A 22,810-nucleotide genomic window follows, 5' to 3' on the forward strand; every position below is an offset into this window, starting at 1 on the left:
AAAACAGAGATTTTAAAGCCATAAAAATTACTGATTTAGACGCAAAAAACACCATGCAAAAGACTGCTGCAAGGCCGATTGCCACTGGTGCAAAAGGGGTTTTCGGAAGCGTCCGATGGAGGCGTCAGAAAGCGCTGACTTGATGGAAAAACAGGCAGGGCGAGCAGGTCCCCGCCATCACCGCACCGGCACGGAGCAGGTTTTCTGGCACGGGAGCTGCACTTTGGTTTCCCGCCGAGCGGGATACCCGCCGGTAGCGCCTCGTGGCGCCAGAACAACAAGAAGGCGGCAAGCCATCCGCGCATCGGTCCCTAGCAGCCGACGCGCACTGCGGGTCCTTGCCTCTCCAATAGCCTTGCAACCCCGGAGTACGTCATGCACTTCAAACAAGCCGTGTCCACCCTGCTCCTCAGCGCCGCCTGCCTGTCGTTCGCACAGGCCGAAGTGAAGGTCGGCGTCATCACCTCCTCCACCGGTCCCATCGCCCTCGTCGGGCTGCCCCAGAAGAATTCCGTGCCGCTGCTGCCCACCCAGGCCGGCGACCAGCCGGTGAAGTACATCGCCCTGGATGACGGCAGCGACCCCACCGCCACCGTGAAGGCGCTGAAGAAACTCATCAGCGAGGAAAACGTGGACGCCATCATCGGCCCGAGCGGTTCGCCCAACGCCATGGGCGTGATCCAGTTCGTCGCCGAGGCCGGCGTACCCTTGTTGGCTCCGGTGGGCACCGCCGCCGTGGTGCTGCCGATGAACGAGCAGAAGAAGTGGGTGTTCAAGACCACCCAGAACGACGACCTGATCGCCAAGGCTCTGGTGGAAGACATGACCACCCGTGGCGTGAAGACCCTGGGCTTCATCGGCACCGCCGACCCCTACGGCGAGAACTGGTCCAAAGTGATGGGCGCCATGGCGGCCGAGCACGGCATCAAGCTGGTGGCCAATGAGCGCTTCCAGCGCCAGGACACTTCGGTCACCGGCCAGAGCCTGAAGGTGCTCGCGTCCCGCCCGGACGCCGTATTGGTGGCCGCCCCCGGCAGCGCCGCGGTACTGCCGCAGACCACCCTGTTCGACCAGGGCTATCGCGGCCAGATGTACCAGACCCACGGTGCCGCCCTGCCGGACTTCCTCAAGCTCGGTGGCAAGAAGGTGGAAGGCACCATCCTGGCTGCGAGCCTGATGCTGGTGCTCGACCAGATGCCGGACAGCCACCCGTCCAAGGCCATCGCAGGCGAGTACGTGACCGCCTACGAAAAGCTCAACGGCAGCAAGCCGGCCACCTTCGGCGCCAACACCTTCGACGCCGGCCTGCTGCTGCAGAAGGCCATCCCGCTGGCCGCCGCCAAGGCCGCGCCGGGCACCCCGGAGTTCCGCGCCGCCCTGCGCGATGCGCTGGAGGCAAGCCACGAGGTACCCGCCACCCAGGGTGTCTACAACATGACGCCGGATGACCACAGCGGCTTTGACGAGCGCGGTCGCGAACTGATCCAGGTAAAGAACGGCACCTGGACCCTGCTCGGCAGCAACTGATCGCAGCCTGCACGGCCTCGCTCTGCAGGGTGGGATGAAGACCACCCTACAGAGCGAGGCCGCGGCTACTCACACCGCAACAAGAGTTCCCACCATGAATTTCCAGATTGCCCTGCTGCTCGGCCAGGACGGCATCACCAACGGCGCCATCTATGCGCTGCTGGCGCTGTCGATCCTGCTGGTCTTCACCGTGACGCGCATCCTGCTGATCCCCCAGGGCGAGTTCGTCACCTACGGCGCGCTGACCATGGCCGCCCTGCAGGCTGGCCAGCCCACCGCACTGGTCTGGCTGCTGCTCGCCCTCACCCTGGCCGACTGCGCCATGGACCTGTATGACGCCACCCGCGCCAGCCGCGGGTTCCGCTTTCCCAGGCGGATTGTCCTCAAGCTCGCCTACGCCCTGGCCATGGTGGGCCTGATCCGTGGGCTGCCCCTGGCCGACCTGCCCATGGCGATCCAGGCACTGTTGACCCTGGCGCTGGTGGTGCCCCTCGGACCGCAGCTCTATCGCCTGGTGTTCCAGCCCCTGGCCTCGGCCAGCGCCCTGGTGCTGCTGATCGTCTCCATCGCCGTGCACGTGTCCATGGTGGGCATCGGCCTGCTGATGTTCGGCCCGGAAGGCGCGCGCACCGCACCGTTCTCCGAGGCCGGCCTGACCCTCGGCCCGGTGACCTTCAACAGCCAGACGCTGTGGGTGATCGCCGTGTCCCTGGCACTGATCATCAGCCTGTTCCTGTTCTTCGAGCGCAGCCTGTATGGCAAGGCCCTGCGCGCCACCGCAGTGAACCGCCTGGGCGCGCGACTGATGGGCATCTCGCCGACGCTGGCGGGCAAATCCACCTTCGCCCTGGCCACCTTCATCGGCGCGCTGTCGGGCATCCTCATCGCCCCCATCACCACCCTCTATTTCGACTCGGGTTTCGTCATCAGCCTCAAGGGTTTCGTCGGCGCCATCATCGGCGGCCTGGTGAGCTACCCGGTCGCTGCCCTGGGCGCCCTGGGCGTGGGCCTGATCGAGGCCTTCTCGATGTTCTGGGCCAGCACCTACAAGGAGATCATCGTCTTCACCCTGATCATCCCCTTCCTGCTCTGGCGCTCCCTCACCAGCCGTCATGTGGAGGACGATGAATGAAACCGCGCTACCTGATCCTCACCCTGGTGGCCGTGCTCGGCCTCGCGCCGCTGCTGCTGCCGCCCTTCTACGTCACCCTGCTGAACTACATCGGCCTCTACACGCTGGTGGTCCTCGGCCTGGTGCTGCTCACCGGCGTCGGCGGCATGACCAGCTTCGGCCAGGCCGCCTTCGTTGGCCTTGGCGCCTATACCAGCGCCTACCTGACTACCGTGCAGGACCTGCCGGGCTGGCTGGCCTGGGCCAGCGCCTCGCCCTGGCTGACCCTGCTGGTGGGGCTGGTCCTGACCGGCGCGGTGGCCTTGCTGCTCGGTGCCCTGACCCTCAAGCTCTCCGGTCATTACCTGCCGCTGGGCACCATCGCCTGGGGGCTGTCGCTCTACTACCTGTTCGGCACGATGGAATCCCTGGGTGGCCACACCGGCGTCAGCGGCCTGCCCTCCATTTCCGTGTTCGGCTGGGAGCTGAACAAGGGCGAGGAGATCTACTACCTGATCTGGGCGGTGCTGCTCTGCGCCATGCTGGTCACCCAGAACCTCCTGGATTCCCGCGAAGGCCGCGCCATCCGCGCCCTCAAAGGCGGCCAGCTGATGGCCGAGTCGATGGGGGTGAACACCTTCCGCTCCAAGCTGGTGATCTTCGTCATCTCCGCCCTCTTCGCCGCCGTCTCGGGTTGGCTCTATGCCCACACCCAGCGCTTCGTGAACCCCACGCCCTTCGGCCTGCACATGGGCATCGACTACCTGTTCATGGCGCTGATCGGCGGCGTGGCCAGCGTCTGGGGCGCACTGCTCGGCTCCGGCGTGCTGACCCTGCTCAAGCAGTGGCTGCAGGACCTGCTGCCGCAACTCTTCGGCAGCACCGGCAACTACGAGGTGATTGTCTTCGGGCTGATCATCATCCTGCTCATGCAGCGTGCGCCCGGCGGCCTCTGGCCGTTGCTGCTGCGCCTGGTGCCGGCGTCCTGGAAACCACGCAGGGTGATCAGTGTCGGCGCCGCCGCCGAGCTGCCGCGCCGCGATCTGCCTGCGGCCGGTGAAGTGCTGCTGGAAGCCCGCAATGTCACCCGCCGCTTCGGTGGGCTGGTGGCCAACAACGACATGAACCTGGACGTGCGCGCCGGGGAAATCCTCGCATTGATCGGCCCCAATGGCGCCGGCAAGAGCACCCTGTTCAACCAGCTCTCTGGTGTGGATACGCCCACCTCGGGCGAGGTGCTGTTCCGCGGGCAGCGCATCAACGGCATCGCTTCCCGCAACATCGCCGCCATGGGCATGAGCCGCACCTTCCAGCATGTGAAGCTGCTGCCGGAAATGAGCGTGCTGGAAAACGTTGCCATCGGCGCCCACCTGCGCGGCCACAAGGGCGTGCTCAGCGCCGCGCTGCGCCTGGACCGCGCCGAGGAAGCCGAGCTGTTGGCCGAAGCCCGCCGCCAGCTGGAGCGCGTCGGCCTGGGCGACTACCTCGATGCCGAAGCCGGAAGTCTGGCCCTCGGCCAGCAGCGCATCCTCGAGATCGCCCGCGCCCTTTGCGCCAACCCCTGCCTGCTGCTGCTCGACGAGCCCGCCGCCGGCTTGCGCCACAAGGAGAAGGAAGCCCTCGGCATGCTGCTCAGCCGCCTGCGCAGCGAAGGCATGGCGATCCTGCTGGTGGAGCACGACATGGACTTCGTCATGGGCCTGGTGGACCGGGTGGTGGTGATGGAGTTCGGCCAACGCATCGCCCACGGGCTGCCGGCCGACGTACAGAAGGACCCGGCCGTGCTGGAAGCCTATCTCGGAGGAGCCGAGTGATGAACATGCCGATTCAAGACCTGAAGCAGCCGCAAAACCTCGTGACCAACGCCGTGCTGGAGGTCCGTGATCTCAGCGTCGCCTACGGCAAGGTGGAGGCCCTTGGCAACGCCAGCCTCACCGTCGGCCAGGGGCAGATCGTCACCGTGATCGGCCCTAACGGCGCCGGCAAGACCACCCTGCTCTCGGCCATCATGGGCGTGCTCGGCTCCCGTGGCCGGGTCGAGTTCGACGGCAGCCTGGAAGCGGTGCCGGAAGTGGAAGTGATGGTGTCGCGCGGCCTCGGCCTGGTGCCGGAGAAGCGCGAGCTGTTCGGCAGCATGACCGTCGCCGACAACCTGCTGCTCGGCGCCTTCCAGCGCCACCGCAGCGGCAAGCGCGACCACGGCGAAACCCTGAAGGAGGTCTACGACCTCTTCCCGCGCCTGCGGGAGCGCCGCGACCAACTGGCCGCCACCCTCTCCGGCGGTGAGCGGCAGATGCTCGCCGTGGGCCGCGCGTTGATGGCCAAACCCAAGCTGCTGATGCTCGACGAACCCAGCCTGGGCCTGGCGCCGCTGATCACCCGCGAAATCTTCCGCATCATCACCACCCTGCGCCAACAGGGGGTGTCCATCCTGCTGGTGGAACAGAACGCCCGCGCCGCGCTGAGGGTGGCCGACTACGCCTACGTACTGGAAACCGGACAGATCGCCATGGAAGGCCCCGCCGCCCAACTGGCCGACGACCCGCGCGTGATCGAGGCCTACCTCGGCCTGGCGAGCAAGCACCAGGAGATGCTCGCCAGCTGACGCACCGGCCCGGCCGCCAAGGCCGGGCCCTCAAGGAGGAACCATGAACCACTCACCCCGTATCTGCATCGCCGGGGCGGGCGCCATCGGCTGCACCCTGGCCGCACGCCTGGCCGACGCCGGCAATGCGGTCTCGGTCCTGGCCCGAGGCGCCACCCTGGCAGCCATCCGCGCGAACGGCATCCACCTGGACGACCTCGACGGCCACCACTTCGTCCGCGTCCCCGCCAGCGACCGCGCCCACGACCTCGGCCCCCAGGACATCGTCTTCCTCTGTGCCAAGGCCGACGCCCTGCCCGCCCTCGCCGCCGACATCCAGCCGCTGCTACACGCCGAGAGCCTGGTGGTGCCGGTCGTCAACGGCCTGCCCTGGTGGTACTTCCACGGCCTGGAAGGCCGCTTCGCCGGCCAGCACATCCGCGCCGTGGACCCGCAGGGCCTGCTCGCCGAACGCATCGACCTCACCCGGGTGATCGGCTGCGTGGTCTTCATCACCGCGCAATGCCCGGCCCCCGCCGTGGCCGAGGCGCAGAACCCGCACCTGATGATCTTCGGCGAGCCCGACAACCGCCTCACATCGCGCCTGGAACAGCTGCGGGCGGTGGTGGCGGGAGCGGGAATCGAAGCCCGCGCCAGCGAGCGCATCCGCGATTCGGTCTGGACCAAGGCCATCGCCAACCTCAGCTCCAACCCGTTGTCGGTGATTACCGGCGCCACCCTGGAACAGATCTACGGCCAGGCCGACCTGCGTCAGCTCGCCGGCGACTGCCTGCACGAGACGTTGCTGACAGCGGCGGCCTATGGCGCACGCATCGAGTTCGATCCGCAAACCTTCCTCGACCTGGGCGCCGGCATGGGCGCGGTGCGCACCTCGATGCTCCAGGACTATGACAAAGGCCGCTCCCTGGAACTGGCCGCCATCGGTGACTCGGTACTGGAACTGGCCGAGCGCCTTGAACTGCCCATGCCCATCACTCGCCACCTGGTCGCCCTGGCGCGCTTTCGCGCCGACCAGCCACGCCCCTGACCGGAGCCGTCCATGAACGCCATCGCCCCCATCACCCAGCCGAGCCACTGCAGCGACGAAGAGTGGGCCCTGCGCGTCCAGCTCGCCCACTGCTACCACCTGGTGGACTACTTCGGCTGGACCGAAACCATCTTCAACCACATCTCCGCGCGCCTGCCCGGCCCGGCCCATCACTACCTGGTGAACCCCTTCGGCCTCAACTACACCGAGGTCACGCCGGCCAACCTGCTCAAGGTGGACCTGCACGGCCGCAAGCTGGAGGAGTCCCCCTTCGATGCCAACCCCGCCGGCTTCGCCCTGCACAGCGCGGTGCATGGCGCGCGGGACGATATCCATTGCCTCATTCACACCCACACCACGCCCATCTCCGCGATCGTCCAGAAGCAGTCCGGTTTCTCCCACGACAACTTCTACGGCGCCCAGCTCTACGGCCGCATCGGCTACCACGAGTTCGAGGGCATCACCCTGTTCGATGACGAGAAGGTGCGGATGATCGAGAGCCTCGGGGACAAACACATCCTGGTGCTGCGCAACCACGGTATCGCCGTGGGCGAGAGCAGCATCGCCAACACCTTCTTCCTGCTCTGGACCGTGCAGCGCGCGGCGGAGATCCAGTGCGCAGCCGGCGCCCTCGGCGGCGAGGATCACCCGCTGCCCGTGGCCATCCAGGCGAAATGCACCGACCTCACCGCCATGCTGATCCGCGAAAGCGGCTTCGCCACCAAGTTCTTCGATGCCATGGTGCGCAAGATGCACACCAGTCGCGGCCCGGGCTGGTAAACAGGAGCTGCGGATGAACACCCAGGATTTCATCGAACCGCCCATCTCGCGCCTCGACCCGGACGGTCGCCTGCTCCAGTGCAACGACGCATACCTGGCGTTGTGCGGCTACCGCCGGGACCAGTTGCTGAACCAGGCCTTCACCTGCATCAACCACCCGGGCATGCCCGAGCAGGTGATCGAGCGGATGTGGCGTACCCTGCGCGCCGGCGTGCCCTGGAACGGCCCGCTGATGGGCCAGCACCGGGAGGGCGGCACCTTCTGGAGCGACCTCTACGTGGTGCCGTTGTTCGACGGCGGCCAACTGGTGGCCCTCGGCACCGTCTACCACCCCATGGAACGGGAGGCCTGCCGACGCGCCGATGCCCTCTACGTCAGGCTGCGCCGGGGCTTGAGCGCCGAAGCCCCCTGGCAACGCGGCCTGCGCCTGGCCCGGGAGCACAGCCTGGCGCTGCTGGCCGCCCTCGGCGTCGGCACGGCCACCGTCGCCGGCGCCCTGTCGCCCCTGGAGGCGCTGGGTCTGCTAGCGGGCATCAGCGCCATCACCCTGCAGGCGGCCCACAATCGCCGGCGCGGCACCCGAGGCGGCCTGGCGCGTTATCCACAGGTCTACAGCGACCCGCTGCTGGCTTCGGCCTACAGCACGCGCGGCGGCATCGACGCCGAATTGGACATGGCCCTGGGCAACCTGCAGCTACGCCTGCGCACGGTAATGGCGCGCATCCATATCAACGGCGACATCCTGCGCAGCCGCGCCGGGGAATCGTCGGCACTGGTCGCCGGCGAAGCCGGGCAACTGGAACGCCAATTGGAGGAAACCGAGCAGTCCGCCGCCGCGGTGCAGCAGATGAGCAGCACCATCCAGGAACTGTCGCGCAACCTGCAGGACAGCGCCGAGGCGACCCAGGCGGTCGATCACCTGGCCCGCGACGGCGACCGGCTGGCGGCCGACAGCCAGGCCTCCATGGAAACCCTGAGCGGCTCGGTGGAAGCCATCGGTGACGCGGTGGGCCAGCTCGCCGAGTCCATCGAATCCATCAGCGGTATCGCTGAAGTGATCCAGAGCATCGCCGAGCAGACCAACCTGCTGGCCCTCAACGCCGCGATCGAAGCGGCCCGGGCGGGGGAATCGGGCCGGGGCTTCGCCGTAGTGGCCGATGAGGTTCGCACCCTCGCCTCCCGGACCCGCGACTCCACCGGGCAGATCCAGCAATCCATCGAACGCCTGCGCAACGGCAGCGCCGACGCCCTGGCCACCGCCCGGCGCGGCGAGGCGGCGGCTCAGCAATCCAGCCGCGACGTGGCGGAAGTGCGCGAGGCGCTGCGGCGCATCAGCGGCGAAGTCGGACAGATCAGCGGCATGAGCCTGCAGATGGCCAGCGCGGTGGAGGAACAGGGCCAGGTGGCCGAGGAAATCAACCGCCAGATCGCCCGCATCGCCGGTCTCGCCCAGCAGAGCGCCGGCCAGGCGCAACGCAGCACCCAGATCGGCCAGGAGCTGCACCAACTGGCCCACTCCCAACTCGACCTGGCCCAGCGTTTCCTGCAGGGCTGAGACACGCCGGTTGCCCGCGGGAGCGTCAGGCACTTGGGGAATTGTCGGTACAGGAAAACCAGTGCCGGCATTACCAAATGCTGTCTAGAACGTTGCGACCATGATCTTGCTGGCCTGCACCCTGTAATGCCTGCCGCGGCGCTGAACAGGGTGGGACCACGGCAGGCCAGCGCACCACGTGCTCACTGCCACGCCGCGAGGCTATCCCCCCGCTCTCCGGCGTTTTGCCGGAAGAAGTCGCGTAGATGCTCGACGAAGAAGGACACCTTGGCGGACAGGTTGAGGCGTTCAAGATAGGTGGCGTAGATATCAGCTGGAGGCGTTTCGTAGTCCCCCAGCACTTCCACTAGTCGGCCAGAGCGCAAGTGACTTGCGAGGTTCCACTCTGCGCGCATGAGGATGCCGTGGCCATCCAGCGCCCAGTTCAGCGCCACCTCCCCATCGTTGGTGCTGAGGCCGCCGCGTACCTTGACCGACTCGGTCTGCTTGCCGCGGCTCAGCCGCCAGATACCGAAGGCCGCGTCGTTCTGGCGTAGCACGATGCAGTTGTGCTGCATCAGGTCCTTGGGCGTTTCAGGGCGGCCGAAGGCCTCCAGGTAGGCCGGCGCAGCGCAGAGCCGGCGGCGGTTCGTGGCGATCTTGCGGGCGATCAGCCGGGAGTCGGGAAGCTCACCGAAGCGGATGGCGACGTCGATGGCATCGTCCGGCAGGTTGATCGGCCGGTCGGTCAGGTGCAGTTGCACCTCGACTTCCGGATAGCGCCTGAGGAACGAAGAAATCGCCGGGCCGACATGGGTGCGGCCGAAGCCCAGCGGCGCATTGACCCGCAGCAGCCCCTTGGGCTCGGCCCGGCTGCTCGACACCTGGCTCTCCATCTCCTCGATCTCGCCGAGGATCCGTTGCGCATTGATCAGATAGAGCTCGCCCTCGGCGGTGAGGCTGATGCTGCGCGTGGTGCGATTGAGCAGGCGCACGCCAAGCCGCTGTTCGAGTTGCGCCAGACGCTTGGAGACCGCCGGCGGCGTCAGATTGAGCTCCCGCGCGGTGGCCGCAAGGCTGCCCACCCTGACCAGTTGGGTGAAGAAAGCCAGCTCCGATACCTGATTCATAATTAACCTGAAGGAAACAATGAAATAACTTTCATTGTATTACACCATTTCATGAAAACCATTAACTTTACTTCCGTGAATTACCCACAAAAAACCTGGGTCATTTGCCAGCCCCAGCCCGGTATAGCCGCCCGGGTGAAAACAACTGAATCCGACTCACAACAATAATTCGGAGAAAACCATGGCCAAGCGATTCATAGGAAAGCTCTATGTCCAGGTCCTGATCGGCGTGACCCTCGGCATCTTGCTCGGTGCGTTATGGCCGCAGTTCGGTGCCGATCTGAAGCCCGTTGGCGATGCCTTCATCAAGCTGATCAAGATGGTCTTCGCACCGATCATCTTCGCCACGGTGGTGCTCGGCATCGCCAAGATGGAGAACATGAAGGAGCTCGGCCGGGTCGGCGTGCGCTCGCTGATCTATTTCGAGGTCCTCTCGACCTTCGCCCTGGTGCTGGGCCTGGTGGTGGTCAACTTCGTGCAGCCCGGCCAGGGCATGAACGTCGACCCTGCCACCCTCGACATCAAGAGCATCTCCACCTACACGGCCACCGCGGCGAGCGGCTCCGGCAGTTTCACCGACTTCCTGCTGCACATTATTCCTGCCAGCGTCACCGACGCTTTCGCCAAGAACGAGATCCTGCAGATCCTGCTGTTCTCGACCCTGTTCGGCATCGCCCTGGCTCACCTGGGGCCGCGCGGCAAGCCAGTGGTGGACGTACTGGAAGCCTTCTCCCACGGCATGTTCTACATCGTCGGCATGGTCATGCGCGTCGCCCCGCTGGCTGCCTGCGGCGCAATGGCCTTCACCGTCGGCAAGTACGGGCTGGGCTCGATCGTTTCGCTCGGCAAGCTGATGGCCACCATGTACCTGACCTGCTTCCTGTTCGTGGTCATTGTCCTCGGCCTCATCGCCCGCCTGTCCGGCTTCAGCCTGTGGAAGTTCCTCAAGTACCTCAAGGAAGAACTGTTCACCGTGCTGGGCACCAGTTCCTCGGAATCGGTGGTGCCGCAATTGATGAACAAGCTGGAGAACGTCGGCGTCTCCAAGCCAGTGGTGGGCCTGGTGATTCCGTCCGGGCTGACCTTCAACCCCGACGGCCAGTGCATCTACTACACCATGGCGGCCATCTTCATCGCCCAGGCCACCAACACCCCGCTGACCCTGACCGACCAGTTGATCGTGCTCGGCGTGCTGCTGCTCACCTCGAAAGGCTCGGCGGGTGTCACTGGCTCCGGTTTCATCACCCTGGCGGCCACCCTGGCTTCGCTGGACAACATCCCGGTCGCCGGCATGGTGCTGCTACTTGGCGTCGACCGCTTCATGTCCGAGGCGCGCGCCATCACCAACACCATTGGTAACGCGGTTGGGACCATGGCTATCGCCAAGTGGGTCGGCGCGCTCGACAAATCACGTATGGAGCAGGTTCTGAACGACCGCTCGCTGCCGGCACAGAACCAGACGCAGGAATCATCGCCACTGATCCAAACCGTGAAACCGGCAACTCCCGCCAGCGGCGCCTGACTCCGCAAACACGCCCGCAACGCACCAACAAATCAGCCTTGAGATGTAGTTAGGAGAACAAAAGTGGAAAAAGAATCAGCCGTTCAATCGCTTACCGACGTGATGGCCAGTTTCACCGCCTATATCGGCAAGCGTCTGCCCAAGGACGTCAAGGAAAAGACTGCCAAGCTGCGTGCCGCGGAAACCAATTCGCTGGCCATCGAGATCTACGACTCCATGGCCGAGAACCAGGACTACGCGGACAAGCTCGACCGTCCGAGTTGCCAGGACACGGGGGTGATCCAGTACTTCATCTCCGCCGGTGCCAGTTTTCCGCTGCTCGGCGAGCTCGAAGGCATCCTGCAGAACGCGACCCTGGAAGCGACCAGGAAGGGCCCGCTGCGTCACAACGCCGTGGAGACTTTCGACGAGAAGAACACCGGCACCAATACCGGCTCGAAGATCCCGTGGCTGGACTGGGAAATCATCCCTGACGCCGACTACGCGTTGATCGACGTCTACATGGCTGGCGGCGGCTGCACCCTACCGGGCTCGGCCAAAGTGCTGATGCCCGGCCAAGGTTACGAGGGGGTAACCGAGTTCGTCTTCGACGTGATCACCTCGCGCGGCATCAATGCCTGCCCGCCGCTGCTGGTCGGCGTCGGCGTGTCCACCTCGGTGGAGACCGCAGCACGCCTGTCCAAGCGGGCGATCCTGCGCCCGGTGGACTCCTGTCACCCGAACGAGAACGCAGCGATGATGGAAAGGCTCCTCGAGGAGGGCCTCAACGAGATCGGCATCGGTCCGCAGGGCCTGACCGGCAACAGCAGCGTGATGGGCGTGAACATCGAATCCTCGGCGCGCCACCCCTCTACCATCGGCGTGGCCGTCTCCACCGGATGTTGGGCGCACCGCCGCGGCAAGATCCGCATCAACGCCGACCTGTCCTACGACATCCTCTCCCACGAAGGAGTAGTACTGTGAAAAAGATCCTCTCCACCCCGATCAAGGACGAAGATCTCGCTGCCCTCAACGTCGGTGACGTGGTCTACCTGACTGGCCAGTTGGTGACCTGCCGCGACGTCGCGCACCGCCGACTGATCGAACTGAAGCGCGAACTGCCAGTCGACCTGCGCGGCGGGGCGATTTTCCACGCTGGGCCGATCGTGCGCACAAAGGATGACGGCAGCTTCGAGATGGTCTCCATCGGTCCGACCACCAGCATGCGCATGGAGAAGTTCGAGAAGCGATTCATCGAGGAAACCGGCGTCAAGATGATCATCGGCAAGGGCGGCATGGGCCCGGAAACCACCGCCGGCTGCCTGGAGAACAAGGCGGTGCATGCGGTCTTCCCCGGCGGCTGCGCGGTGCTCGCCGCCACCAAGGTGGAGGAGATCGAGCGCGCCGAGTGGCAAGACCTGGGCATGCCGGAGACCCTATGGGTGAACCGGGTTCGCGAGTTCGGCCCGCTGATCATTTCCATCGATACCAAGGGCAATAACCTGTTCGAGCAGAACAAGCTGCGCTTCAACGAGCGCAAGAGCTCGGTCATCGAGAAGATCAACAGCCAGGTGCGCTTCATCAAGTGACGCGGCCGGGCGGGCACGGCAGGGAAGCCGTGATCGCCCCCTTGCCCCGCCGGCACCCAAGGCCCGCCTTGACGCGGCTCCCGGCGGATTTCCGCCATCCTCTGCAAGGGCAGCGGCGACCTTTCTCCACTCAATCGCCCGGATCGCGGCTCAAACAGCCTGAACAAGCGCAATACAGCCTTCAGGTGCAGGTCTTGCAGGCTTGAACGACAAATACCCCGTCAAAGACTCACTGGATAAGATCATGCAGAAAGCCTGTCACCATGAGCTGCGCAACGCCTTCCGTGCACTGCTTGCCAGCCCCACCTGCTACCACACCGCTTCGGTGTTCGACCCCTTGTCCGCGCGCATCGCCGCCGACCTCGGTTTCGAGATCGGCATCCTTGGCGGTTCGGTCGCTTCTCTGCAGGTACTCGCCGCCCCGGATATTGCCCTGATCACACTCAGCGAGTTCGCCGAGCAAGCCACCCGCATCGGCCGGGTAGCCCGTCTGCCGGTGATCGCCGACGCCGACCACGGTTACGGCAATGCCCTCAACACCATGCGCACGGTGATCGAGCTGGAGCGCGCCGGTGTTGCCGCACTGACGCTCGAAGACACGCTGCTGCCGGCGCAATTCGGCCGCAAGTCGTATGACCTGATCAGCGTCGAGGAAGGCATCGGCAAACTGCGCGCCGCCCAGGAAGTGCGCGACGACAATGCGATGGCGATCATCGCCCGCACCCACGCCGGCGGGCAGCCGCTTGCCGACGTCATCCACCGCACCCGCGCCTACCAGGGCGCCGGCGCTGACGGCATCTGCCTCGTCGGAGTGAAAGATCTCGCCCATCTCGAGGCCATTGCCGAGGACCTGCGCGTGCCGCTGATGCTGGTCACCTACGGCAATCCGAAACTGCGCGACGACAGCCGCCTTGCCGAACTGGGCGTGCGCATCGTGGTGGACGGCCACGCCCCCTACTTCGCGGCGATCAAAGCCACCTACGACAGCCTGCGGGAACAGCGCTGCATCTCCCTCGGCAACGGCCTCAATGCCTCGGAACTGGTGGCCCGATACACAAGCCCTGACGACTACATCGCCTGGGCGGGGGAATACCTTAACGTCAAGGAGTGACGCTGCGGCCTCGCCTGATCGAGCCGCCGGTGCGCCATGTGCATCGAGCGGCGCCACAGAGTCAGGAAGATGAAACGTCACCAAGCCGGAGCGGCTGATGATCCCGCTCGCACTCTTCCGCATCTCTCGGGGCGGCCCGTAACGCTAACCAGGATCAAGCCGGGCACAGATCACTGTCGACAGCCCACGCGCAACCCCCTATAACTCTTCCCCTGTCAGCCGGAACCTTTGCCCCACTTCGCATGATCACCCCGAAGAAGCGCCTCAACCGTTACAACCCCGCCAGTGACGATTTCAAGAAGGAGGAATTCCCCTTCTACTGGATCGCCCGCGTCTATGGCCGCTACAACATGGCCATGGAAAAGACCCTGAAGAAGATCGACCTGGACATCCCGCGCTGGCGAATCCTCTTCATCCTCAAGGAGAACGGCCAGTCGAGCATCTCGGAGATTTCCGAGCACGCCATCGCCAAGCTCTCCACCGTCACCAAGATCGTCTACCGCATGAAGGAAGACGGCCTGGTGGACACCGCCCCCTGCAGCAACGACGGCCGCGTCACCCAGGTGACCATTACCGAGAAGGGCCGGCACATGGTGGAAGAAATCCAGGTCAACACCGCGCATATCTTCACCAACAGCTTCAAGGACCTCAGCGCAGCCCAGATCGCCAAGCTCAACGGCACGCTAGAGAAGATCTACGCGAACCTGCCGGAGGATTGAGCGCCCTCCTGTTTGGCGCCTCAGCCGCGTGCGACCGGCTCGGGAATGAACCCTTCCGCCGCCAGAGCACGTATCACACCGCGTATCAGGTAGTTGCTGGAGAAGCCCAGGGTGTATTGCCGCGCATTGGGCTGAATCGGCCGCAACATCCCCCGCTCAACCAGCTTCTTGATCTGGTAGCTGCACTGGGGCGGCTTCAGGCCGGGCATGGCAACGGCCAAATCGCCCGCCTTGGCCACGCCGTCATCGGTGCGTAGCAGTTGCTCCAGCACGCTGTGCTCCATGGAATTGATCAATCCGCGCTCTCGCGCATGGCTGATGGCCGGACTGAGGATCGCACGCTTCAGGTACTGGTAGTCGGTCAGTTGGCCGACCTTGTTCAACTCATGCAGGATGCCTTCCAGCACATACACACACCAGCTTTCCAGGCTGCCCGGCGCCCCCTGGTCCGCGGTGCCCAACATGGCGTAATAGCGCTCCCGGTCGTTGCAGAAGACTGCCGTCGGATTGAGTACACGGCCGCCAGTGGAAACGTTGAAGCCGTACTTGATGAGCAACGCGTAGGTAAACAGACGAACAACCCGGCCATTGCCATTGGCGAAGGGGTGAATCCAGCCGAAACGATGGTGTGCCAAGGCGACCTTCATCAGATCGTACTTTGGCGGCTCATTGCGATTCACGAAACCCACCAACTCCTCCATGTAGCCGGGAACGAGCAATGCGTCAGGCGGGAGGTGGTTGGACAAGGCGATCCGTACCTCCCCAGTGCGAAAGGCACCTGGCGTTCGGTCGCCTTCCCGATCGAGATTGGCGACCGTCATCGCATGCAGTTCACGGATGAAATGCTGGGTCAGTTCGCAGCCTGGCGTGATGACCTCTTCGATATAGGCCATCGCCTTCTCGATATTGGAAATCTCCCGCAATGGGTCACTGGCGGAATCCGTCCCCTCAACCCTGCTTTCCACATAGTCGGCAAGCGTCGTGTGGTTCCCCTCGATGCGGGCAGACCCGAGGCTCTCGAGGATGTGGAAGATGTCCTTAAGCTGGAAGAAGATGGCAGGCGGCGTGGAGCCACTCAGGCGAAAGCGGCGCAGATGCTCGAGTTCATTCAGCACATCCACCAGGGGTGAATCGAACGATGGATTTAGCAGGGTCAGCTCAAAGTGGGAAAAGGATGGCATCTCGACAATCATCCAGAGCGATAAATTTGAACATTTCGAAATCTACCACATGAACCCCAATAAACATGGGCCTCTCCCGAATATCGCTCAGAACAACTATCTCAAATCCAGATAGATGGACAAGTCGACCCCCCTGCCCTGTTCAACCACGCGCGAACTCCGCCGCCTTCTCGATCAACTCGGCCTCCGGCCGCACGCCGGTGTAGAGCACGAACTGCTCCACCGCTTGCAGCACGATCACTTCGGCGCCGGTGATTACCGGCTTGCCCAGCTCCCGGGCCAGTTGGATCAGCGGGGTTTCCACCGGTAGGGCCACCACGTCGAAAATCCAGTCGGCCGCCTGCACCTGCTCGCGGGTGAAGGCCAGGGCCGTGGCTTCGGGGCCGCCTTCCATCCCTAGCGGGGTCACGTTGACCAGCATCTGCGGCTTTTCATCACCCGGTTCCGCCCGCCATTCATAGCCACAGCCTCGTGCCAGCGCCTGGCCGGTGTCCGGGTTGCGGGCAACGATGGTGCCGTGGCGCAAACCGCTGTCGCGAAAGGCGCTGGCCACGGCCTTGGCCATGCCGCCGCTGCCGCGCAGGGCGAAGTGGATGTCCTTGGGTACGGCATGGCTCGCCAGCAGGCTGGCCACCGCGCTGTAGTCGGTGTTGTAGCCCTTCAGCCAGCCGTTGTCGGCGACGATGGTGTTCACTGACTGGATGGCTGCGGCCGAGGCGTCCAGCTCGTCCAGCAGCGGAATGCAGGCTTCCTTGAATGGCATGGACACCGCCGAGCCGCGAATGCCGAGGGCGCGGATACCGCCGATGGCGGCCGGCAGGTCGCGGGTGGTGAAGGCCTTGTAGACGAAGTCCAGGTCCAGGGCTTGGTAGAGGTAGTTCTGAAAGCGCGTGCCGAAGTTGCCGGGGCGGCCGGACAGCGACATGCAGAGTTGGGTATCCCGGCTGATGGTGCGGGGCATTGGAATCTCCGTTAACCGATCTTGTAGGGGCAAATTCAATCCCCCCTACAAGAGTGTCGCCCCTGCTGGGATGGTCAGAAAATGTAATCCGTGGTCAGGAAGTTCGATTCGCGGTTGCGGATGATCTCGCTGACCAGTTCCTTGTTGTCCGCCTGGAATTTGGTGGCCACCAGGGTGCGGATCGAGAACACGCGCAGGGCGTCATGTACCGACAGCGTGCCCTCGGCCGAGTTCTTCCGCCCGTTGAAGGGGAAGGTGTCCGGGCCGCGCTGGCACTGGGCGTTGATGTTGATGCGGCCCACCTGGTTGGCGAAGGCGTCCACCAGCCGGCCAACCTGTGCCGAGTCGTTGCCGAACAGGCTGAGTTGCTGGCCGTAGTCGGAATGCAGGACGTAGTCGATCACCTCTTCCAGTTCGCGGTAAGGCACCACGGGAATCAGCGGGCCGAACTGTTCTTCGTTGTAGAGGCGCATGGCCGGGCTCACCGGGCTCAGTACAGCGGGATAGAAAAAACTCTGCCGGTGGCTGCCGCCACCCGGGTTGACCACTTTGGCGCCCTTGGTCACGGCATCCGCCAGCAGAGTGTTGAGGTAATCGACCTTGCCCGGTTCGGGCAACGGGGTCAGGGCCACGCCGTCTTCCCAGGGCATACCCGGCTTGAGCGCGGCCAGCTTGGCGCAGAACTTGTCGAGGAAGGGTTCGAGCACATCCTCGTGGACGAAGAGGATCTTCAACGCCGTGCAGCGCTGACCGTTGAACGACAGCGCACCGGTGATGGCTTCGCTGACGGCGTTGTCCAGGTCCACCTTGGGCAACACGATGCCAGGGTTCTTCGCGTCCAGGCCCAGCGCCGCGCGCAGGCGGTGCGGGCGCGGGTGCAGTTTCTTCAAGTCGGCGGCGCCGGAGTGGGTGCCGATGAAGGCGAACACGTCCACCTTGCCGCTGGCCATGATGGCGCTGACGGTTTCCCGGCCACGGCCGTAGATGATGTTGATGACGCCGGCCGGGAAGCTGTCGCGGAAGGCCTCCAGCAGCGGGCGGATCAGCAACACACCGAACTTGGCCGGCTTGAACACCACGGTGTTGCCCATGATCAGCGCCGGGATCAGCGTGGTGAAGGTCTCGTTCAGCGGGTAGTTGTAGGGGCCCATGCACAGCGCCACGCCCAGGGGCACGCGACGGATCTGGCCAAGCGTGCCCTGCTCCAGTTCGAAGCGGCTGGAGCGGCGGTCGAGCTCCTTGAGCGCCTCGATGGTGTCGACAATGTAGTCGCAGGTGCGATCGAACTCCTTCTCGGAATCCTTGAGGTTCTTGCCGATCTCCCACATCAGCAACTTCACCACCGCGTCGCGCTGCTCACGCATGCGGGCAAGGAACTTCTCCACATGCTGGATGCGGTCGGCCACGCGCATCGTCGGCCACAGCCCCTGACCATGGTCATAGGCGGCAACGGCGGCCTCCAGGGCGGCCAGCGCGGCGTCGGCGTCCAGCAGCGGCGTGCTGCCCAGCACCACCTGTTCATCACCCTTGTCGGTGGCCAGGAAGATCGGGCTGCGCACGGCGGCCAGGGGGCCGTCCCAACGGATCAGCTCGCCGTTGACGAGGTATTCGCGCTGTTCGATCGGCGCACCGGGGCGGTAGCGCTCGGGAATCTGGTCGGCAGTGGGGAACAGGGCTTCGAGCTTGTTGTTGTGGGTCATTGCACTTTCCTCTGGATCGGAACCACTGGAAGTCGGTTTTAACGCGGTTTTTTAGTTTGGTAAATCGTTTCAGCAAACCGTTTGGCGGAATCTGTTCCCGCTGGGCATTCGACATCGATCATGGGTGGGGGATGGAAACCTGTGGGGGCGATTTCAATCGCTAGGCAGGCCGAAGGCCTGCCCTGTGAATCCCCTGGGGGCACTGCGTGCCCCTTGGCGAATGAATTCGCCCCCACAAGAGCGAGGAAGGTTCGGCGCGGGCCTCAGCCCAGCAGTTCCAGCGCCTGGGCGGTGGCTTCCTGGATGCGTCGCCAGTCGCCGTTGCGTATCCAGTCCTTGTCCATCATCCAGGTGCCGCCCACGCACATCACATTGGGCAGGGCCATGTAGTCGTGCAGGTTGTCGGGGTTGACCCCGCCAGTGGGGCAGAAGCGGATGCCGGGGAAGGGTCCGCCGAAGGCTTTCAGGGCTTTCACGCCGCCGCAGATTTCCGCCGGGAACAGCTTGAAGCGGCGATAGCCCAGGGCGTAGCCGAGCATGATTTCCGACGCACTGCTGATACCGGGTAGCAGCGGCAACGGGCTGTAGACACCCGCACGCAACAGCTCGGCGGTGCAGCCGGGGGTCACGATGAACTGCGAGCCGGCGGCCTCGGCTTCGGCCAGCATCCATTCATCCAGCACGGTGCCGGCACCGACACAGAGCTCCGGGCGCTGTTCGCGCAGGGTGCGGATGGCGGAGAGGCCGTGCTCGGAGCGCAGGGTCACCTCCAGGGTGCGCAGGCCTCCGGCGGCCAGGGCATCGGCCAGGGGCAGGACGTCCTGCTCGCGCTCGATGGTGATCACCGGGAGGATGCGCGCCGCACCGCAGAGGATATCGATCAGGGCCGCCTTGTCGGCCATGCTCGGCACGGCTTCGCGACTGGTGGCCCGATGGGTGGGGAGACTGGTCATGGGCGTTCCTTCGGGCTCAGGGGCACCAGTGGATTTCCAGGGGACGGCGGAGGAAGGCGCGGATCGGCATGGCCGCCACGTCATCGCCCGCCAGCGCGTCGGCCAGGGTGGCCAGCTTGGCCTGGCCTTGTACGGCCAGGAGGGTCAGGTGTGCGCTGGTCAGCAACGGCAGCGTCAGGGTCAGGCGTTGGCGCGGTACGCTGGGCGCCTGCATCGGCAGGCAGCGTTGCGCGCAGTCGGCATTCAGCGCCTGCTCCAGATTCGGGCTGGACGGGAACAGCGAGGCGGTGTGGCCGTCCTCGCCCATGCCCAGCACCAGCACGTCGATGGCGCCCAGCCCGGCCAAGGCCGCATCGGCGAGGCGGGCTGACTCTTCCAGACTCGGCGCACTGTGGTAGAGGCCAACGAAGCGCGCGCTGGAGGCCGCGCCCTGCAGCAAATGGCGGCGCACCAACCCTTCGTTGCTATCGGGGTGGCTGACCGGCACGAAACGCTCGTCGGCCAGGCTGACCGTCACCTTCGACCAGTCCAGCGCCTGCGCGCAGAGCCGCTCGAAGAAAGCCACCGGGCTGCGTCCACCGGATACCACCAACACGGCCGCATTGCGGGTTTCGATGGCCGCGCGCAGGGCGTTGGCCACGGTGATGGCCAGTTCGCCGGCCAGTTGTTCAGGGCTGCCGAGGCTGAGCCCGGTGACCTGCGTCGGCAGGTCGAGATTACAGATCGCCATACCAGCTCCTGCCATCACGGGTGATCAATGCGATGGAGGCCACCGGCCCCCAGGTTCCCGCCGCATAGGGTTTGGGTGCATCGCCCTGCTGGCGCCATCCGGCGATCAGCTGGTCGCACCACTTCCAGGCGTACTCGATTTCATCCTTGCGCACGAAGAGGTTCTGGTTGCCCTTCATCACTTCCAACAACAACCGCTCGTAGGCATCTGGAATCCGCGCGCTGCGGTAGGTGTTGGAGAAACTCAGCTGCAACGGGTCGCTGCGCAGCTGCATGCCCTTGTCCAGGCCCTGGTCCTTGGTCATCACCTGCAGGGAGATGCCTTCGTCCGGCTGCAGGCGGATGATCAGGCGGTTGCTGATCAGCGGCCGCTGCTCGGGGGCGAAAATGTAGTGCGGCGGTTCCTTGAAGTGTATGACGATCTGCGAAAGCTTCTGCGGCATGCGCTTGCCGGTACGCAGGTAGAAGGGCACGCCGGACCAGCGCCAGTTGCGGATCTCGGCACGCAGGGCAACGAAGGTCTCGGTGTCGCTGTGGGTGTTGGCGTTCTCTTCTTCGAGGTAGCCGGGCACCGTCTTGCCGAGGATGTTGCCGGTCACGTACTGGCCGCGTACCACTTGCTGGCCAAGCTGCTCCTGGGCGATGGGCGCCAGGGCTTTCAGCACCTTCACCTTCTCGTCGCGGATGCTGTCGGCAGAGAGGTCGCTGGGCGGGTCCATGGCGATCAGGCAAAGCAGCTGCAGCAGGTGGTTCTGGATCATGTCGCGCAGCTGGCCGGCCTGGTCGAAGTAGCCCCAGCGACCTTCGATGCCCACTTGCTCGGCCACGGTGATTTCCACGTGGGAGATGTGGTGCTGGTTCCACTGGGTCTCGAACAGGCTATTGGCAAAACGCAGGGCAATCAGGTTCTGCACCGTTTCCTTGCCCAGGTAATGGTCGATCCGGTAGGTGCGGTTCTCCGGGAAGTGCGCCGCCACGGCGTCATTCACCGCACGGGAGGATTCCAGGTCATGGCCGATGGGCTTCTCCAGCACGACGCGGGTGCGCTCGGCCAGCCCCGTGGCGGCCAGGCCCGCGCAGATGGCGCCGTACACGGCGGCTGGCGTGGCGAAGTAGGCGATCAGCCGGGCAACCGGCCCCAGCTTGTCGACCAAGGCCGGATAGGCGCTGGCGTCGAGGAAGTCCATGGTCAGGTAATCGAGCCGCGCCAGGAAGCGCTGTACCGCGCCCTCCTCCACTTCAATAGCCGGCACGTAGCGGCGCAGGTGATCGCCGATGGCGGCGATATGCGAGGCGGGTTCGCCGTTCTCGCGGCCCAGGGCGAGGATGCGCGTGTCGGCCGGCAGCAGGCCGGCGCGGTCCAGTTGATAGAGCGCGGGAAACAGTTTGCGCAGTGCCAGATCACCCAGGCCGCCGAAGAGGACCAGGGTGCAGGGTTCGACAGGTTGCGAGGTCATGATATTTGTTCTTCTATCAAACATAAGCTTATGAATACACCCAGTTAAGCGTTACAGCAAGACAAAATGTTGTAATAAAACTACATTTTCCGACATACGAGATTGCGGTGGCTCAGCCTGGGTGCGCTCAGTACGATAGGCCACCGATTGCAGGCCCTTTCCCAGGAATCCCAATGGACCGCGTGCACAACCTGCTGGAGCAGATCCAGAACCGCCTCGATGAACTCAACAAGGCCGAGCGCAAGGTCGCCGAAGTCATCCTGCGCGACCCGCAGCAGGCCACCCGCTACAGCATCGCCGCGCTGGCCCAGGCCGCGCAGGTCAGCGAGCCGACGGTGAACCGCTTCTGCCGCTCCTTCGGCGTCAACGGCTACCCCGAACTCAAGATGCAACTGGCGCAGAGCCTGGCCAGCGGCGCCGCTTACGTGAGCCAGGCGGTGTCCGCCGACGACGGCCCCGAGGCCTACACGCGGAAGATCTTCGGCAGCGCCATCGCCTCCCTGGACAGCGCCCTGCAAAGCCTCGACCCGCAACTGATCAGCCGCGCCGTGGACCTGATGATCCAGGCCCGGCAGATCCACTTCTTCGGCCTGGGTGCCTCGGCCTCGGTGGCCCTGGACGCCCAGCACAAGTTCTTCCGCTTCAACCTCGCGGTGTCGGCCCATTCCGACGTGCTGATGCAACGGATGCTGGCTTCGGTGGCGCATACCGGCGACCTCTTCGTGATCATTTCCTACACCGGCCGCACCCGTGAGCTGGTGGAAGCGGCACGCCTGGCACGGCAGAACGGCGCCTCGGTGCTCGGCCTCACGGCAGCCAACTCGCCGCTGGCCAAGGCCAGCACCCTGAGCCTGGACATTCCCCTGCCGGAAGACACCGACATCTACATGCCGATGACCTCGCGCATCATCCAGCTCACCGTGCTCGACGTGCTCGCCACCGGCATGACCCTGCGCCGCGGCGTCGACTTCCAGCCGCACCTGCGCAAGATCAAGGAAAGCCTCAACGCCAGCCGCTATCCGGCGGATGAGGAGCCGAGCTGATTGATTGATTGAAGCGTCCCGACTCCTCCTGTTACGGGCGAATTCATTCGCCAAGGGTCGCGCAGCGGCCCCGAGGGAAGCCGGGGGCAGACCTTTGGCCTGCTTGGCGAATGAATACGTCCCTACACCGCCAGAAGGGAGGCCCGCACCCG

The 22,810-nt window shown here is 64.8% G+C and carries 20 protein-coding genes; 13 read left to right on the forward strand and 7 right to left on the reverse strand.

Going from position 1 to position 22,810, the window contains the following annotated elements:
• The first annotated feature begins 375 nt into the window (after positions 1 to 375).
• From FFS60_RS19580 to FFS60_RS19610, 7 genes are all read left to right on the forward strand, one after another.
• The gene (locus tag FFS60_RS19580) at positions 376 to 1,527 is read left to right on the forward strand and encodes an ABC transporter substrate-binding protein (protein ID WP_028628778.1); all 1,152 of its coding nucleotides are present in this window, start codon (positions 376 to 378) and stop codon (positions 1,525 to 1,527) included.
• A 94-nt stretch (positions 1,528 to 1,621) separates the two neighbouring features.
• Positions 1,622 to 2,659 carry a branched-chain amino acid ABC transporter permease gene (locus FFS60_RS19585; RefSeq protein WP_028628777.1) on the forward strand — a complete coding sequence of 346 codons (1,038 nt, stop codon included), beginning with the start codon at positions 1,622 to 1,624 and terminating at the stop codon, positions 2,657 to 2,659.
• Positions 2,656 to 4,452, forward strand: a complete 1,797-nt coding sequence (locus FFS60_RS19590) for an ATP-binding cassette domain-containing protein (RefSeq protein WP_137822907.1) — start codon at positions 2,656 to 2,658, stop codon at positions 4,450 to 4,452. Before FFS60_RS19585 ends, FFS60_RS19590 begins: the two co-directional genes overlap by 4 nt.
• Positions 4,452 to 5,243, forward strand: a complete 792-nt coding sequence (locus FFS60_RS19595; protein WP_137822908.1) for an ABC transporter ATP-binding protein — start codon at positions 4,452 to 4,454, stop codon at positions 5,241 to 5,243. The genes FFS60_RS19590 and FFS60_RS19595 overlap by 1 nt, the downstream gene beginning before the upstream one ends.
• Before the next feature lie 43 nt (positions 5,244 to 5,286).
• Complete coding sequence (locus tag FFS60_RS19600) at positions 5,287 to 6,270, forward strand: ketopantoate reductase family protein (RefSeq protein ID WP_137822909.1); 984 nt, start codon at positions 5,287 to 5,289, stop codon at positions 6,268 to 6,270.
• Between the two features lie 12 nt (positions 6,271 to 6,282).
• Positions 6,283 to 7,050, forward strand: coding sequence for a class II aldolase/adducin family protein (locus FFS60_RS19605; protein WP_028628774.1), 768 nt, complete (start codon positions 6,283 to 6,285; stop codon positions 7,048 to 7,050).
• Between the two features lie 13 nt (positions 7,051 to 7,063).
• On the forward strand, positions 7,064 to 8,605 hold the full coding sequence (locus FFS60_RS19610) for a methyl-accepting chemotaxis protein (protein ID WP_137822910.1): 1,542 nt from the start codon (positions 7,064 to 7,066) through the stop codon (positions 8,603 to 8,605).
• 182 nt (positions 8,606 to 8,787) lie between these two features.
• Here the strand turns inward: FFS60_RS19610 and FFS60_RS19615 are convergent, their stop codons facing one another.
• Positions 8,788 to 9,714 (reverse strand): LysR family transcriptional regulator, encoded by a 927-nt coding sequence (locus tag FFS60_RS19615; RefSeq protein WP_028628772.1) that lies wholly within the window; start codon positions 9,712 to 9,714, stop codon positions 8,788 to 8,790.
• Positions 9,715 to 9,895: 181 nt separating this feature from the next.
• Between FFS60_RS19615 and FFS60_RS19620 the strand changes: the two genes are divergently transcribed.
• From FFS60_RS19620 to FFS60_RS19640, 5 genes are all read left to right on the forward strand, one after another.
• Positions 9,896 to 11,236 carry a dicarboxylate/amino acid:cation symporter gene (locus FFS60_RS19620; protein ID WP_028628771.1) on the forward strand — a complete coding sequence of 447 codons (1,341 nt, stop codon included), beginning with the start codon at positions 9,896 to 9,898 and terminating at the stop codon, positions 11,234 to 11,236.
• A 63-nt stretch (positions 11,237 to 11,299) separates the two neighbouring features.
• Complete coding sequence (gene ttdA / locus FFS60_RS19625) at positions 11,300 to 12,199, forward strand: L(+)-tartrate dehydratase subunit alpha (RefSeq protein ID WP_028628770.1); 900 nt, start codon at positions 11,300 to 11,302, stop codon at positions 12,197 to 12,199.
• The gene (gene ttdB, locus FFS60_RS19630; protein ID WP_028628769.1) at positions 12,196 to 12,804 is read left to right on the forward strand and encodes a L(+)-tartrate dehydratase subunit beta; all 609 of its coding nucleotides are present in this window, start codon (positions 12,196 to 12,198) and stop codon (positions 12,802 to 12,804) included. Before ttdA ends, ttdB begins: the two co-directional genes overlap by 4 nt.
• Before the next feature lie 244 nt (positions 12,805 to 13,048).
• Complete coding sequence (locus tag FFS60_RS19635; protein ID WP_028628768.1) at positions 13,049 to 13,915, forward strand: oxaloacetate decarboxylase; 867 nt, start codon at positions 13,049 to 13,051, stop codon at positions 13,913 to 13,915.
• Positions 13,916 to 14,157: 242 nt separating this feature from the next.
• The gene (locus FFS60_RS19640) at positions 14,158 to 14,634 is read left to right on the forward strand and encodes a MarR family winged helix-turn-helix transcriptional regulator (RefSeq protein ID WP_137822911.1); all 477 of its coding nucleotides are present in this window, start codon (positions 14,158 to 14,160) and stop codon (positions 14,632 to 14,634) included.
• Between the two features lie 20 nt (positions 14,635 to 14,654).
• Here FFS60_RS19640 and FFS60_RS19645 read toward each other — a convergent pair whose 3' ends face one another.
• From FFS60_RS19645 to zwf, 6 genes are all read right to left on the reverse strand, one after another.
• Entirely contained in the window at positions 14,655 to 15,815 is a 1,161-nt protein-coding gene (locus FFS60_RS19645) for a Fic family protein (RefSeq protein ID WP_137822912.1), read from the reverse strand.
• A gap of 142 nt (positions 15,816 to 15,957) precedes the next feature.
• Positions 15,958 to 16,776: a shikimate 5-dehydrogenase gene (locus FFS60_RS19650; RefSeq protein ID WP_028628765.1), complete on the reverse strand. Its 819-nt coding sequence runs from the start codon at positions 16,774 to 16,776 to the stop codon at positions 15,958 to 15,960.
• A gap of 74 nt (positions 16,777 to 16,850) precedes the next feature.
• Positions 16,851 to 18,476, reverse strand: coding sequence for an NADP-dependent glyceraldehyde-3-phosphate dehydrogenase (locus FFS60_RS19655; RefSeq protein WP_137822913.1), 1,626 nt, complete (start codon positions 18,474 to 18,476; stop codon positions 16,851 to 16,853).
• A gap of 263 nt (positions 18,477 to 18,739) precedes the next feature.
• Positions 18,740 to 19,429: a bifunctional 4-hydroxy-2-oxoglutarate aldolase/2-dehydro-3-deoxy-phosphogluconate aldolase gene (locus FFS60_RS19660; RefSeq protein ID WP_171016546.1), complete on the reverse strand. Its 690-nt coding sequence runs from the start codon at positions 19,427 to 19,429 to the stop codon at positions 18,740 to 18,742.
• A gap of 16 nt (positions 19,430 to 19,445) precedes the next feature.
• The gene (gene pgl / locus FFS60_RS19665) at positions 19,446 to 20,159 is read right to left on the reverse strand and encodes a 6-phosphogluconolactonase (protein WP_028628762.1); all 714 of its coding nucleotides are present in this window, start codon (positions 20,157 to 20,159) and stop codon (positions 19,446 to 19,448) included.
• Positions 20,146 to 21,615: a glucose-6-phosphate dehydrogenase gene (gene zwf, locus FFS60_RS19670; protein WP_028628761.1), complete on the reverse strand. Its 1,470-nt coding sequence runs from the start codon at positions 21,613 to 21,615 to the stop codon at positions 20,146 to 20,148. The genes pgl and zwf overlap by 14 nt, the downstream gene beginning before the upstream one ends.
• Positions 21,616 to 21,797: 182 nt before the next feature.
• Here zwf and FFS60_RS19675 point away from each other — a divergent pair, with 182 nt between their 5' ends.
• Positions 21,798 to 22,658, forward strand: coding sequence for a MurR/RpiR family transcriptional regulator (locus tag FFS60_RS19675; RefSeq protein ID WP_171016547.1), 861 nt, complete (start codon positions 21,798 to 21,800; stop codon positions 22,656 to 22,658).
• The last annotated feature ends 152 nt before the right edge of the window (positions 22,659 to 22,810 follow it).

The organism is Pseudomonas sp. D(2018) (genome assembly GCF_005502555.1).
In the GTDB taxonomy this organism is placed as follows: domain Bacteria; phylum Pseudomonadota; class Gammaproteobacteria; order Pseudomonadales; family Pseudomonadaceae; genus Metapseudomonas; species Metapseudomonas resinovorans.

What these genes read in the sequence shown, in the direction of transcription:
- FFS60_RS19620 (WP_028628771.1), top strand. Translation starts at nt 9,896, where the DNA reads ATGGCCAAGCGATTCATAGGAAAGCTCTATGTCCAGGTCCTGATCGGC.
- FFS60_RS19655 (WP_137822913.1), bottom strand. Translation starts at nt 18,476, where the DNA reads ATGACCCACAACAACAAGCTCGAAGCCCTGTTCCCCACTGCCGACCAG.
- FFS60_RS19615 (WP_028628772.1), bottom strand. Translation starts at nt 9,714, where the DNA reads ATGAATCAGGTATCGGAGCTGGCTTTCTTCACCCAACTGGTCAGGGTG.
- zwf (WP_028628761.1), bottom strand. Translation starts at nt 21,615, where the DNA reads ATGACCTCGCAACCTGTCGAACCCTGCACCCTGGTCCTCTTCGGCGGC.
- FFS60_RS19595 (WP_137822908.1), top strand. Translation starts at nt 4,452, where the DNA reads ATGAACATGCCGATTCAAGACCTGAAGCAGCCGCAAAACCTCGTGACC.
- FFS60_RS19635 (WP_028628768.1), top strand. Translation starts at nt 13,049, where the DNA reads ATGCAGAAAGCCTGTCACCATGAGCTGCGCAACGCCTTCCGTGCACTG.
- FFS60_RS19590 (WP_137822907.1), top strand. Translation starts at nt 2,656, where the DNA reads ATGAAACCGCGCTACCTGATCCTCACCCTGGTGGCCGTGCTCGGCCTC.
- FFS60_RS19610 (WP_137822910.1), top strand. Translation starts at nt 7,064, where the DNA reads ATGAACACCCAGGATTTCATCGAACCGCCCATCTCGCGCCTCGACCCG.
- FFS60_RS19585 (WP_028628777.1), top strand. Translation starts at nt 1,622, where the DNA reads ATGAATTTCCAGATTGCCCTGCTGCTCGGCCAGGACGGCATCACCAAC.
- FFS60_RS19580 (WP_028628778.1), top strand. Translation starts at nt 376, where the DNA reads ATGCACTTCAAACAAGCCGTGTCCACCCTGCTCCTCAGCGCCGCCTGC.
- FFS60_RS19600 (WP_137822909.1), top strand. Translation starts at nt 5,287, where the DNA reads ATGAACCACTCACCCCGTATCTGCATCGCCGGGGCGGGCGCCATCGGC.
- FFS60_RS19645 (WP_137822912.1), bottom strand. Translation starts at nt 15,815, where the DNA reads ATGCCATCCTTTTCCCACTTTGAGCTGACCCTGCTAAATCCATCGTTC.
- FFS60_RS19650 (WP_028628765.1), bottom strand. Translation starts at nt 16,776, where the DNA reads ATGCCCCGCACCATCAGCCGGGATACCCAACTCTGCATGTCGCTGTCC.
- pgl (WP_028628762.1), bottom strand. Translation starts at nt 20,159, where the DNA reads ATGGCGATCTGTAATCTCGACCTGCCGACGCAGGTCACCGGGCTCAGC.
- FFS60_RS19660 (WP_171016546.1), bottom strand. Translation starts at nt 19,429, where the DNA reads ATGACCAGTCTCCCCACCCATCGGGCCACCAGTCGCGAAGCCGTGCCG.
- FFS60_RS19640 (WP_137822911.1), top strand. Translation starts at nt 14,158, where the DNA reads ATGATCACCCCGAAGAAGCGCCTCAACCGTTACAACCCCGCCAGTGAC.
- FFS60_RS19605 (WP_028628774.1), top strand. Translation starts at nt 6,283, where the DNA reads ATGAACGCCATCGCCCCCATCACCCAGCCGAGCCACTGCAGCGACGAA.